At 59.3% G+C, this 12,414-nt stretch carries 11 protein-coding genes; 3 read left to right on the plus strand and 8 right to left on the minus strand.

Features of this window, described 5'->3' with window-relative positions; translation table 11 throughout:
• Positions 1-604: 604 nt before the first annotated feature.
• Complete coding sequence (locus tag ACIP6G_RS01100) at positions 605-1,078, plus strand: Rieske (2Fe-2S) protein (protein ID WP_400288211.1); 474 nt, start codon at positions 605-607, stop codon at positions 1,076-1,078.
• Between the two features lie 74 nt (positions 1,079-1,152).
• Here the strand turns inward: ACIP6G_RS01100 and ACIP6G_RS01105 are convergent, their stop codons facing one another.
• Positions 1,153-2,127, minus strand: coding sequence for an aldo/keto reductase (locus ACIP6G_RS01105; RefSeq protein WP_400288746.1), 975 nt, complete (start codon positions 2,125-2,127; stop codon positions 1,153-1,155).
• A 135-nt stretch (positions 2,128-2,262) separates the two neighbouring features.
• Between ACIP6G_RS01105 and argG the strand changes: the two genes are divergently transcribed.
• Positions 2,263-3,690, plus strand: coding sequence for an argininosuccinate synthase (argG, locus tag ACIP6G_RS01110; protein ID WP_400288213.1), 1,428 nt, complete (start codon positions 2,263-2,265; stop codon positions 3,688-3,690).
• Between the two features lie 145 nt (positions 3,691-3,835).
• Here the strand turns inward: argG and ACIP6G_RS01115 are convergent, their stop codons facing one another.
• The 6 genes from ACIP6G_RS01115 to ACIP6G_RS01140 form a co-directional block, all read right to left on the minus strand.
• On the minus strand, positions 3,836-4,171 hold the full coding sequence (locus ACIP6G_RS01115; RefSeq protein ID WP_400288215.1) for a hypothetical protein: 336 nt from the start codon (positions 4,169-4,171) through the stop codon (positions 3,836-3,838).
• A 21-nt stretch (positions 4,172-4,192) separates the two neighbouring features.
• Entirely contained in the window at positions 4,193-4,684 is a 492-nt protein-coding gene (locus tag ACIP6G_RS01120; RefSeq protein WP_133834258.1) for a GNAT family N-acetyltransferase, read from the minus strand.
• A 6-nt stretch (positions 4,685-4,690) separates the two neighbouring features.
• Positions 4,691-5,260 carry a hypothetical protein gene (locus ACIP6G_RS01125; RefSeq protein ID WP_400288217.1) on the minus strand — a complete coding sequence of 190 codons (570 nt, stop codon included), beginning with the start codon at positions 5,258-5,260 and terminating at the stop codon, positions 4,691-4,693.
• A 28-nt stretch (positions 5,261-5,288) separates the two neighbouring features.
• Positions 5,289-5,840, minus strand: coding sequence for a DUF402 domain-containing protein (locus ACIP6G_RS01130; protein ID WP_400288219.1), 552 nt, complete (start codon positions 5,838-5,840; stop codon positions 5,289-5,291).
• Positions 5,841-5,905: 65 nt separating this feature from the next.
• On the minus strand, positions 5,906-7,873 hold the full coding sequence (dxs, locus tag ACIP6G_RS01135) for a 1-deoxy-D-xylulose-5-phosphate synthase (RefSeq protein WP_105656856.1): 1,968 nt from the start codon (positions 7,871-7,873) through the stop codon (positions 5,906-5,908).
• A gap of 169 nt (positions 7,874-8,042) precedes the next feature.
• Positions 8,043-8,807: a phosphotransferase gene (locus ACIP6G_RS01140; RefSeq protein ID WP_400288222.1), complete on the minus strand. Its 765-nt coding sequence runs from the start codon at positions 8,805-8,807 to the stop codon at positions 8,043-8,045.
• A 184-nt stretch (positions 8,808-8,991) separates the two neighbouring features.
• Here ACIP6G_RS01140 and ACIP6G_RS01145 point away from each other — a divergent pair, with 184 nt between their 5' ends.
• Positions 8,992-9,606 (plus strand): class I SAM-dependent methyltransferase, encoded by a 615-nt coding sequence (locus ACIP6G_RS01145; RefSeq protein WP_400288224.1) that lies wholly within the window; start codon positions 8,992-8,994, stop codon positions 9,604-9,606.
• 97 nt (positions 9,607-9,703) lie between these two features.
• Here ACIP6G_RS01145 and acnA read toward each other — a convergent pair whose 3' ends face one another.
• Positions 9,704-12,412: an aconitate hydratase AcnA gene (gene acnA, locus ACIP6G_RS01150; protein WP_400288226.1), complete on the minus strand. Its 2,709-nt coding sequence runs from the start codon at positions 12,410-12,412 to the stop codon at positions 9,704-9,706.
• Positions 12,413-12,414: the final 2 nt, after the last annotated feature.

Raw genomic sequence — 12,414 nt, forward strand, 5'->3', positions numbered from 1 at the left:
GGAACTCAACACGCGATTACTGCGCGGAGTAACTCAGTCGGCGATAAAACGCCGGACCGGAAAACAGCGAAAGCTCTCTCCGAAATTAGTAGCTTCAACTAACTGCATACAAATATTAGCATGAATGCAAAGATATTCGAATCCTCCGCCGCAAGGCAGCGGGGCAACCCACTCACCGATCGGCCGGCAGGGGCACGATGTTGAATCAGCCCATCGCCTGTATCAATCACGGGACTACCTTGCAGATGCGTGTAACGGTGCGCACATAAGTGCGGAAAACCGGGATAAAAAATATCTAGTTCTGGCCGTTCTATTCCCCACTGGGAGACGGGCGGGCATGCCCCAATTACACCACCCGAAATGCCCCACCTGGATTACTAACCTCTCCAAAGTGCGGGATTCAGAGCCATGCCGAGGGAGCACCCGGCGCTATGGATACTCTCGGGACTTCGAAAACACTGCATAAATATTCACAGCATTCGATACCGCCTGGCTAACGCATGCAGACCGCTTTCCGCCGATCAAACTCACCACATGCCGCATCCTCCCGACACGGGCGCTTTGCTCTTAGCGCCGGCACAGAGATCTCTGCCAGAATAGGCGCATGACTGACATTGCCCGACCAGCCCGTCGTACGTTCATGTGCGCCTCGGCAGCACTCGGTTCCGCCGCACTGCTCACCGCCTGCGGCGATGGACATTCTGAAGCCGACACCCCCGAGGCACTGCCGATTCCTGAACCAACAGGCGAAGGACAGGCCCTCATGAAGGCCACGGACCTTGCCATCGGATCGCGTGCACTCGCTCCAGCCAAGGATCCTTCCGGAAAAGAAGTAGGCGTTTTGCTCTTCCGCAAGGATGAGAAGACCGTTTTGGCCTACTCGAACGTCTGTACCCACCAGGGCTGCGCTGTGAGCCCGAAGTCCAGCAAGGAAGATTTCTACTGCGCCTGCCATGGCTCACGATTCGCACCCGCTGACGGTACCGTGGACGCAGGTCCAGCTATCGCAGCACTGCCACGCTACGCGGCGGCAATTGAAGGTGACGACATCGTCGCCTACGTCACCGCCGCAGAGTAGTTTCCCAGCACTTTTTAAGCACTGAAGGCTGAACCCGGATGGGGTTCAGCCTTCAGTGCTTGCTAGAGATACTCCTAGAACAGTGCAACCTTCTCTGGGGCCGGGAAGAGCTCATCCATCTTGGCCCGTTCCGCAGCGCTCGGTACCCAACGCACAGCTGCAGCGTTGGCTCGAATCTGCTCAGGACGGGTGGCACCGGCAATCACAGAGGCCACCGGCGATTGCGCTGCCAGCCAGGAGAACGCCAATTCGATCGGCGTCAGATCCCGTTCGGCAGCAAAGGCGTCGAATTGATCCAACTGCTCAAAATCGCTGGTTTCCACGAGATGCTGACGCGCGTGAGTCAGCCGGCTGCCCTCAGGGGCATGCCCCTTGGAGTACTTGCCGGTCAGCAGGCCGTTTGCCAGCGGGAAGTAGGGCAAGACGCCCAGATCGAATTCACGAGCCGCTGGAAGCACTTCCAGTTCAGCACGGCGGTCAATCAGGTTGTAGTGATTCTGCGCCGAGACGAATCGCTCGGTTCCCAATTCACGGGCCACGTACTCCGCTTGGGCGATTTGCCAGCCGGTCCGGTTGGAATGGCCAATGTAGCGAACTTTGCCGCTGGTGACCAGGTCATCCATGGCCCGCAAGGTTTCTTCGATGGGAGTGTTCGCATCTGGGGTATGGAACTGATACAGGTCGATGTAGTCCGTACCGAGTCGCTTGAGCGATGCTTCGACTGCTTTGACGATATAACGGCGCGAACCACGCGCATTGAAGTCCGGGCCATTTGCGCCCTGCATATCCATGCCGAATTTGGTGGCCAGCACGATGTCATTGCGTACTTGCCCAAGCGCTTTGCCCAGACGGATTTCCGATAGCCCCGGTTCCTTGCCATAGACATCCGCGACATCGAAGAGAGTAATACCCGCGTCAAGCGCCGCGTGGATAACCGCGTCGGTTCCTTCTTGGGTTTCGGTCGCCGTTCCTGCGCGGCCAAGATTGTTGCAGCCTAGCCCGACGACGGAAACACTCAGGCCGCTGCGGCCTAGCTGACGGAATTCCATGGACACCTCATCTGTTGGTTTGTTCATCCGCTTCACTGAGCGAGGTTATACCCATAGGCTATCTGGTAGGTAGTTCTGCTCAACATTTCACAGCATAATTCACTGCATTGCATATTTATCCATTAGGATGGAAACATGTCTAAAGTTCTTACCAATCTTCCTGTAGGCGAGCGCGTAGGTATCGCGTTCTCCGGTGGCCTTGACACTTCGGTGGCAGTAGCCTGGATGCGCGACAAGGGCGCCATCCCTTACACCTACACTGGCGACCTCGGCCAGTACGACGAGCCAGATATCGACGCCGTACCTGGCCGTGCTCTGGAGTACGGTGCAGAGAACTCCCGCCTGGTTGATTGCAAGCCTGCTCTGGTTGAAGAAGGCTTCGCAGCACTTGCTTGCGGCGCCTTCCACATCCGCACCGGCGGCAAGACCTACTTCAACACCACCCCGCTGGGCCGCGCCGTCACCGGCACCCTGCTGGTCCGCGCAATGCGCGAAGATGGCGTGGATGTCTGGGGCGACGGTTCGACCTACAAGGGCAACGACATCGAGCGCTTCTACCGCTACGGCTTGATGGCCAACCCCAAGCTGCGCATCTACAAGCCATGGCTCGACCCCAACTTCGTTGCAGAGCTCGGTGGACGCCAGGAAATGTCCGAGTGGCTGCAGGAGCACGGTTTCCCTTACCGCGACTCGGCTGAAAAGGCCTACTCAACCGACGCCAATATCTGGGGCGCAACGCACGAGGCCAAGACCCTGGAACTGCTGAACAGCTCCATCGAGTCAGTTGAGCCGATCATGGGCGTTAAGTACTGGGACGAGAACGTAGAGATCAAGACCGAAGATGTCTCGGTTTCCTTCGTCGCTGGCCGCCCGGTAGCCATCAACGGCAAGGAGTTCACCGATCCGGTGGCTCTGGTCAACGAAGCTAATATCATCGGCGGACGCCATGGTCTGGGCATGAGCGACCAGATCGAGAACCGCATCATCGAGGCCAAGTCCCGCGGCATCTACGAAGCACCGGCAATGGCACTGCTGTACATCGCCTACGAACGCCTGGTCAACGCGATCCACAACGAAGACACCGTAGCCAGCTACCACAACGAAGGCCGCCGCTTGGGCCGCCTGATGTACGAAGGCCGCTGGTTGGACCCGCAGGCCCTGATGCTGCGCGAATCGCTGCAGCGCTGGGTTGGCTCGGCCATCACCGGTACCGTCACCATCCGCTTGCGCCGCGGCGACGACTACACCATCCTCAACACCGAGGGCGAGAACCTGAGCTACCACCCGGACAAGCTCTCGATGGAGCGCGTAGGCGATGCAGCCTTCGGCCCAGTGGATCGCATCGGCCAGCTGACCATGCGCAACCTGGACATCGCCGATTCCCGCGGCCGCCTGGAACAGTACGCCACCATGGGCTTAGTTGGCGGCACCACCGCTGAACTAGTCGGCTCGCTGGAAGCCGGTGGCGCTGATGACATCGTGAACGCAACCCCGGTTGATAGCGAAGATCTGGCTACCGACCGTGCTATCGAGTCTGCTGCATTCGACGCAGGCACCGACTAGGCGCCAACGCCTAGCTAGAGGATCGGCCAGGTTCTCCCATCACGGGGAGAACCTGGCCGATCTTTTATTCTGCCCGGAAACCGGTCAGCGCAAAAAAATAGTCCCAGACGTGTGAACGTCCGGGACTAGCCTGGGTTGCAGGCTGTCAGCCCTCGATCAAGGACAGCAGCGGGCTCACCGCGATGGTGAAACCAATCAAGGAAATCAGTCGAAGTACCATGCGGACACGTGCTCCCTGCTTGGTATTCGGTTCTGGCAGGCGGAAGCCCTGTTCAACGATCCACACCAATATGGCAATGACAACACCGGTCAAGGCAACCTGCACTGGGGCGAGGCCAGAAAGCAGGGACACCACTCCAATGCCGATGATGACACCGACGCAAGCCTGGAAAACCAGGTGCAACGGCGTGCGGGTTGCTCCCATCCGCGGGACTTTACGCTGGGCGCCGGGGGTCTCGTCCCGGTCTTCTTGTGGAATCATTTCTCCTTGTTTCCTGCTCGTTTAAACCTGTGCTTTCGCGGGGCCGCGCGAAGACACCACTTCCTTGGACAACAGCAGGCCACTGCCGCCGTTAAAAACCACAGTACCGAACCGTGGAGCCCGGGCTACTTCTTCGAATCCCAGGGCACGATGAAGCGCCAAAGACGCAGTATTCTGCGCGTTGACCACGCACCATGCGGTCGAAGCGCGCTGCGCAATCCATGACAGCCTGGCCTCGGTTAGGCTTCGTGCCACGCCCCGTTGCCGGTATCCGCAGGCAACCTCGATCCCGGCAAGGTAATAGCCAGCTGGCGCCAACGGATCAGCAGGCTCCCACCAATGGGCTCGAGCCCAGCCAAGCAGCTCTCCGGCCGGGTTCTTGACGACTACCTGGCATTCACCAGCGCCCCAATTTCCAGGTTCAGCCTGACGCCCCAAACTCTCCGACAGCCGACGGATGGCCGGGTGGTCCGCTGCCTGCATTGGCTGCGTCGCAACTATGGGGCTTATCATTCGTGATCAGTCGATGGACATCGGCTTTGGTGGCATCGGGTGCGCCATCTTCAGCTTGTTCAATTCCGCATAGGGCGCAACACCGATACTCATCTTGGTGAAGTCCAGCTTGGCTTCGCGGATGCACGTCTTGATCGCAGCGACTGCAAGCTTTGGAGCTGGCGATAGGACTCGGATGTTCAGCGTTCGGTTACCGAAATCGCTGGACTCCACCGTGCCCAGTCCGCGCCATGCCAAGTGGCCGGTCAGCGCTTCCTTGGCCTTCTTGTCCAGGTACTGGTCGCGTTCGGTGCCATTTGCCGATTTCAGCGCGTACTGCACGATAACCCACGACTGATCTTCTTCCTTGATCTCTGCATAGCCTTCGGCAGCACAGGCTTCAGCGAAACCAGCGAACAATTCGTCGGCGCGGTCGGTGTTTACGTCCTGGACTTCATTGGTCTTGGACATATGTCCCACGGTGCCGTGATTGATCACGAACTGACCCAATTCATCGTCCTCGAACTGCTGGAACCATGCTTCGCGGAATTCCAGTTCGTTCTTTTCGTTCATCCGGTAGGTGCGAATGATCGCCATGTGATTACCCCTTGGGTCTACGGTGTGCTTAGTTATCTAAATTTTTGGAGGCTTCGGCAAGCTGTGCGGCTAGGCGCTCAGCCTTGGATTGCCAGGTGGCGCGGTGTTCGGCATTGAACGGTGCATCGTTGTTGATCACGGTGCCGAGCAACAGTCCAGCTTCTCTTCCAATACTACGAACTAGGGAAGCTGGATAGTTCATGCCTATTTCATGTGCGGCGAATTCATCTTCATCATCAAGGAACACGCCTTGGCTACGTGAACGAAGCACGTCCAAATCCATGTCAATGGAGTTGACTTCCCAAGCGCCACGCTTCATCCGTCGCCATCCGATGTTGCTGGACAGGTCGATGTAGACATCAAAATCTTCCAGTGCATCCGCATAGAGGGTGGCAATCCACTGGCCCGAGTGTGGAATCAGGCAGAGCGCATTACTCGCTGCCAAGTGTGCGGTGCCCGGACGGGCTACCAGTGCGCCGGCCGGCTGGTGAAGCCAATGTCCGTATTTGTCCTGTCCGAGATAAAATCCGGGCACCACCCAGTGCGGGCTGGAATCATACTTCCAGGCGCGCGCTACCACCAAGGAACCCTCGGCGATAGTTTCTGGGCTACGGGGCAGGTCTACCGGGCAGCCGGACGGTAGGCTCACAGCTTCGGAATCTGACCGGTAGGTAGGTCTTGTCCAGGGAGGGGCCGGGCGAATGGAACCTTGGTTCCCAGAACCTGCGCCAGGGTATCGCGGGCTACCTGCTGTGCAGTCAGTCCAACGCGGTCCAAGACCTCAGCCCGAGTTCCGTGCGCCAAGAATTCGGTAGGCAAACCTACTTCGTTCAGAGCCGTATCGACACCCGCTGCACGCATTTCGGTGCGCAAGCGCGAACCCACACCGCCGGCTCGGACGCCATCTTCGATGCAGACCACAATGCGGTGGCGGGCTGCCAGTGAAATCACCGAGGTTGGCATTGGTAGAACCCAACGAGGATCCACCACGGTCACCGATACGCCCTGGCTGTTCAGTCGTTCTGCGACATCCAGCGAAAGCTCGCTCATGGCGCCCACGGAAACGATGAGAACATCCGGTGCGGAACGGTCCCCCAAGCGTGCCAGAACATCCACGCCATCTGGCAGGCGGTCCACAGCTTCGATGGGTTCACCCACCGAGCCCTTGGAGAATCGCACGACACTTGGCGCATCATTGATGTCCAGGGCTTCACGCAGTTCCTCCCGCAGGCGGTCGGCATCGCGCGGAGCAGCCAGATGCAGGTTAGGCACGATCTGGGTCAGCGCCATATCCCACATGCCGTGGTGGCTGGCGCCGTCCGGGCCGGTGACTCCAGCGCGGTCCAGCACGATGGTGACACCGGCCTTATGCAGGGCCACGTCCATCAGCAATTGGTCAAAGGCACGGTTGAGGAAGGTCGCGTAGACGCAGACCACCGGGTGCAGTCCGCCAAAGGCAAGGCCGGCGGCAGTAGTCATGGCGTGCTGTTCGGCGATGCCCACGTCAATGACGCGTTCAGGGTGTTCCTGGGACATTTTCTTCAGGCCCACTGGCTGCAGCATGGCACCGGTGATCGCCACAATGTCCTCGCGCTCGTTGGCCACCGCCGCGATCTCTTCGCCGAAGACGCTGGTCCAGCTCTGCGCGCTGGACTTGGAAACCGGCAGACCGGTGATTGGGTCGATCACGCCAACGGCGTGGAACTGGTCAGCTTCATCGGCGCGGGCCGGAGCGTAGCCGTGGCCCTTCTCAGTCAGGGCATGCACGAGCACTGGGCCCGCGTACTGCTTGGCCTGCTGCAGCGCTTCTTCTACTGCGCGCTGGTTGTGGCCATCGATCGGGCCGATGTACTTCAGGCCCAGGTCCTCGAACAGGCCTTGCGGTGCCCACCAGTCCTTGATGCCCTTCTTGGTGGCGTGAAGGGACTTGTAAGTGAAATCGCCTACTGGCCCGGATCCCTTGAGCTTGACCTTGAGCTTGTCCATGGCGTTCTCGTAGGCCGGGTGGGTACGGAACTTGTCCAGCTGCTGGCGCAGTCCCGAAAGCTGGTTGGCCAGGCCGCCGATGGTCGGGGCGTAGGAGCGGCCGTTGTCGTTGACTACGATGACTGCTTTGCGGTCCTTGTCGGCAGCGATGTTGTTGACTGCTTCCCAGGCCATGCCGCCGGTCAAGGCGCCATCGCCCACCAGGGCTACGGCGTAGCGGTCATTGTTATTCATCAGCTTGTTGGCGCGGGAAATTCCATCAACCCACGACAGCGAGGAGGAAGCATGGGAGGACTCAACCACATCGTGTTCTGATTCACCGCGGTCAGGGTAGCCCGACAGGCCTCCTTGCTGGCGCAAGGTCTCGAAATTCTGGCGTCCGGTAACCAGCTTGTGCACATACGACTGGTGTCCCGTATCGAAGACGATGGAGTCAGTTGGGGAATCGAAGACACGATGGATGCCCAAGGTCAGCTCGATAACACCGAGATTGGGACCCAAATGGCCGCCAGTACGAGCAACATTGTCGATGAGGAAGCCGCGGATTTCCTCCGCCAAGTCGTCGAGCTGCTCGAGGGTAAGCGCCCGCAGGTCACTTGGTTTCTTGATGGTCTTCAATAAAGACACGTTCATCCCCTTCACAAATTCGCCGACAATAGGCTGGAAAGCCCATGCGAAATACCTAGTTTACCGCGTTCAAGGCTTCTTTCATTATCCGTCAACGTCCGTGCTGGTGCTAATTTCCTGGCAATGACGTTCACTACCCCCGAACGCATGTGCCCGTTCGCGTGCGAGCCTAGTTGCGGTCCAGCGTATCGGCCAGCATTTGCAGCCCTTGCGCTTCGAAGGATTCATCTCCAACTTCATAAGACCAGACGGCCGTCCCCAGGCCTTCACGTAATTGCATCATTTTCCATGATAATTCTTCGCGCGGATCATAGCCGTAGCCCTGAAGGAAGGCCTGTTCCAGCTCCGGATGCCCCACCCACTGCTGTAGTGAGAGCCGCGCGAAGTCGCTGGAAGCTGGACGGAAATCGAAACGTCCAAAATCAATGACTTTCAGTTTTCCTTGGTCTACGAGCCAATTACGAGGCTGCCAGTCTCCGTGCGTTGGGACGACGGCCACGGATTTAGGCTCGTAGCTGGTGAACAGGTCCCTGATCTGCCGGCACCGTGAAGCACCGATGCGGTGCTTGCGTTCAAGCAATTGAAGGAATTTTGCCGTCAGCCGGGCTTCGTAGCCATGAGCAACACGCTGTTCTTGATCGTGCAGCAACCTGAGCGCGTGTCCCGCCTGTCGGTGCGAATCCGGCGCGTATTCATGTTCTGTCCCTACGCACAGTTCTCCGGGCTGGTAGTCCAGCACTGCCAAGCGGTGTGCATCGCTTGAAAAACGCAGCCGCGCGGCCAGCCCAGCTTCGGCAAGTACACGCGTGTACCGGCGATGTGCTTCCAGCTCCCGGATGATGTGATGGTTTCTTTCGCCCGCGGTCTTGAGCACGAAGTGCTTTCCGGTTGCATCCAAATGGAGGACTTTAATGTCTGTCAGCCCCCAAGACATGTCCGAAACGACTGTTGCCTCTCCGAGCCAGGAACGCACTTGGTGCACTTGGCCCGCATTCAGCAGATCTTCAAGGGCAGGTGACGTCATCGGAAGTTCCTCTCCGTCAACAGTTTTCTGGAAGTGATTCCCGAGTCTAGCAATTGATCTCCAGGCTCCCTGCGGGCGACGCTAAGCTGAGCGTATGCCATCTTCCTTCGATCCTCGTCACGTCTCAGCGAGTTATTCGGGTCTCGCCAGCGCCTATATCGATCTGTTCGCTTCGCCCGAGCAGGCGGAGGTTGAGGACCGGGAGCTGATTGCGGCGTGGGCGGGGCAGCTGGAGGGGCCGGTCCTGGACGCTGGCTGCGGGCCTGGGCATTGGACACAGTTCATCGCCGATGCCCATCGGCCGGCTACAGGCGTTGACCTCGTTCCGGAGTTTCTGGACTTCGCACGGCGCAACTTCCTGAAGCCCGGTTTCCTGCGTGCAGACCTGGCGCAGCTGCCGTTCGAAGACCACCATTTCTCCGGGGTGCTCGCCTGGTACTCGGTAATCCATGCTCCTCCAGCCGAACTTCCGCAGCTGTTGGGCGAGTTTGCCCGGGTGCTCAAGCCACGCGGCAAGCTGCTGCTCGGGTTCTTTGCCGGGGATCAGCTAGAATCCTTTGGCCACCAGGTCGCCCCGGCCTGGTATTGGCCGCCCGGGGAATTGGAGCTGCTGTTGGAAACGTCAGGCTTCAGCGTGCTGGAAGTTGGCACCCGCACCCGATCCACGGCCCGCACCCATGGTCAATTGAGTGCGCAAAAGGCTGGTTAAAAAACCTGAGACCCAAGGCCATTGCCTTGGGTCTCAGGTTTTCCCGCGATGCGGAACTACTTAGAGATTCGCTTCGACCGGAGCCGAGGTGGATCTGCTAGTTGGCAGCGGCGATCTGGCGCAGTACGTACTGCAGGATGCCACCGTTGCGGTAGTAGTCAGCTTCACCTGGGGTGTCGATGCGCAGAACTGCGTCGAACTCGGTAACCTTGCCGTCTTGTGCGGTAGCGGTAACCTTCAGGGTCTTCGGGGTGGTGCCGTTGTTCAGCTCGGTCACACCTGAGACAGCGAAGGTCTCGGTACCGGTCAGACCCAGCGAATCAGCGGATTCGCCCTCTGGGAACTGCAGCGGCAGAACGCCCATGCCGATCAGGTTCGAGCGGTGGATACGCTCGAATGATTCGGTGATGACGGCCTTGACGCCCAGCAATGCGGTGCCCTTGGCAGCCCAGTCACGCGAGGAGCCCGAGCCGTATTCCTTGCCGCCAAGAACGACCAGCGGGGTGCCGGCAGCCTTGTAGTTCTCTGCAGCGTCGTAGACGTAAGCCTGCGGAGCACCTTCCTGGGTGAAGTCGCGGGTGAAGCCACCCTCGACGCCGTCCAGCAGCTGGTTCTTGATGCGGATGTTCGCGAAGGTACCGCGGATCATGACTTCGTGGTTACCACGGCGCGAGCCGTAGGAGTTGAAGTCCTTGCGATCCACGCCGTTCTCGATCAGGTAGCGGCCAGCCGGGGTTTCCGACTTGAACGAACCTGCAGGCGAGATGTGGTCGGTGGTAACCGAGTCGCCCAGCTTCAGCAGCACGCGAGCGCCGTTGATGTCCTCAACTGGCTGTGGTTCTGCGGTCATGCCGTCGAAGTAAGGTGCCTTGCGTGCGTAGGTCGACTTCTCGTCCCATGCGAAGGTCGAACCCTCTGGGGTATCCAGTGCCTTCCAGCGTGCGTCGCCTTCGAAGACTCCGTCGTAGCCCTTAGCGAACATTTCCTTGTCAATCGACGAGTCAATGATCTCCTGGACCTCGACCGGCGATGGCCAGATGTCCTTCAGGAAGACATCGTTGCCCTCGGCGTCCTGGCCCAGTGCGTCGGTTTCGAAGTCGAAGTCCATGGTGCCAGCCAGTGCGTAAGCGATGACCAGTGGCGGGGAAGCCAGGTAGTTCATCTTCACGTCCGGGTTGATGCGGCCTTCGAAGTTGCGGTTACCCGACAGGACTGCGGTTGCTGCGAGATCGTTGGCGTTGATGGCCTCGGAGATCTCGGCATCCAGTGGACCGGAGTTACCGATGCACGTTGCGCAACCGTAGCCGACAACGAAGAAGCCGAGCTTCTCCAGGTATGGCAGCAGGCCGGACTTCTCGTAGTACTCGGTTACAACCTTCGAGCCTGGTGCGACCGAAGTCTTGACCCATGGCTTGGAGGTCAGGCCCTTGTCAGCTGCGTTGCGAGCCAGTACGGCTGCGGCCAGCATGACCGAAGGGTTGGAGGTGTTGGTGCACGAGGTGATCGAAGCGATCGAAACCAGGCCGTGGTCCAGGGTGAACTGGGTGCCATCTTCCTTGGTGACCTCGACGGCTACCGATGGGCGGCCAGCGCCCTGGGTGTCCTCGGCGTCCGATACGTAGTTGTGCAGGTCCTTGCGGAACTGCTCCTTCGAGCTCGACAGCTCGATGCGGTCCTGTGGACGCTTCGGGCCGGCGATCGATGGAACCACGGTGGACAGGTCCAGCTCGAGGTATTCCGAGAAACGGATCTCGCGGCTTGGATCGTGCCACATGCCCTGTTCCTTGGCGTAAGCCTCGACCAGTGCCACGTTCTCTTCGCTGCGGCCGGTCAGGCGCAGGTAGTCGAGGGTGACATCGTCGATTGGGAACATTGCGGCGGTCGAGCCGAATTCTGGGGACATGTTGCCGATGGTTGCACGGTTAGCCAGTGGCACTGCGGCCACGCCTTCGCCGTAGAACTCAACGAACTTGCCAACAACACCGTGCTTGCGCAGCATTTCGGTGATGGTCAGCACCACATCGGTTGCGGTAGCGCCAGCTGGGATCGAACCTGCCAGCTTGAAACCGACAACGCGTGGGATCAGCATGGAGACAGGCTGGCCGAGCATTGCTGCTTCGGCCTCAATGCCGCCAACGCCCCAACCCAGCACGCCCAGGCCGTTGACCATGGTGGTGTGGGAGTCGGTGCCTACGCAGCTATCTGGGTAAGCGCGCAATACGCCGTCGACCTCGCGGGTCATGACGGTGCGTGCCAGGTACTCGATGTTGACCTGGTGCACGATGCCGGTGCCTGGTGGGACGACCTTGAAGTCGTCAAACGCAGTCTGGCCCCAGCGCAGGAACTGGTAACGCTCGCCGTTGCGCTGGTACTCGATCTCCATGTTGCGCTCGACAGCGCCTTCGAAACCGAAGGTGTCGATCTGCACGGAGTGGTCGATAACCATTTCAGCAGGTGCCAGCGGGTTAACGCGGGTTGGGTCACCGCCGAGGTCCTTGACGGCCTCGCGCATGGTTGCCAAGTCAACGACACAAGGCACGCCGGTGAAGTCCTGCATCAGCACACGTGCAGGGGTGAACTGGATTTCGGTGTTCGGCTGAGCCGAAGCATCCCACTGACCCAGTGCATTGATGTGCTCGTTGGTTACGTTCGCGCCGTCTTCGGTGCGAAGCAGGTTCTCAAGAAGAACCTTAAGGCTGTAAGGAAGGCTGTCCGAGCCTTCAACCGTATTTAGTCGGTAAATTTCGTATTCGGTTCCATTGACGTCAAGTACGCCCTTGGCACCGAAGCTGTCCACATTGCTCACGT

It is taken from the genome of Glutamicibacter sp. NPDC088483, assembly GCF_044753145.1.
In the GTDB taxonomy this organism is placed as follows: Bacteria; Actinomycetota; Actinomycetes; order Actinomycetales; family Micrococcaceae; genus Glutamicibacter.

Excerpts from the sequence above, each read along its gene's own strand:
- ACIP6G_RS01115 (WP_400288215.1), bottom strand. The coding sequence starts at position 4,171 with ATGATTCCACAAGAAGACCGGGACGAGACCCCCGGCGCCCAGCGTAAA.
- argG (WP_400288213.1), top strand. The coding sequence starts at position 2,263 with ATGTCTAAAGTTCTTACCAATCTTCCTGTAGGCGAGCGCGTAGGTATC.
- ACIP6G_RS01100 (WP_400288211.1), top strand. The coding sequence starts at position 605 with ATGACTGACATTGCCCGACCAGCCCGTCGTACGTTCATGTGCGCCTCG.
- ACIP6G_RS01140 (WP_400288222.1), bottom strand. The coding sequence starts at position 8,807 with ATGTCTTGGGGGCTGACAGACATTAAAGTCCTCCATTTGGATGCAACC.
- ACIP6G_RS01120 (WP_133834258.1), bottom strand. The coding sequence starts at position 4,684 with ATGATAAGCCCCATAGTTGCGACGCAGCCAATGCAGGCAGCGGACCAC.
- ACIP6G_RS01145 (WP_400288224.1), top strand. The coding sequence starts at position 8,992 with ATGCCATCTTCCTTCGATCCTCGTCACGTCTCAGCGAGTTATTCGGGT.
- ACIP6G_RS01105 (WP_400288746.1), bottom strand. The coding sequence starts at position 2,127 with ATGGAATTCCGTCAGCTAGGCCGCAGCGGCCTGAGTGTTTCCGTCGTC.
- ACIP6G_RS01125 (WP_400288217.1), bottom strand. The coding sequence starts at position 5,260 with ATGGCGATCATTCGCACCTACCGGATGAACGAAAAGAACGAACTGGAA.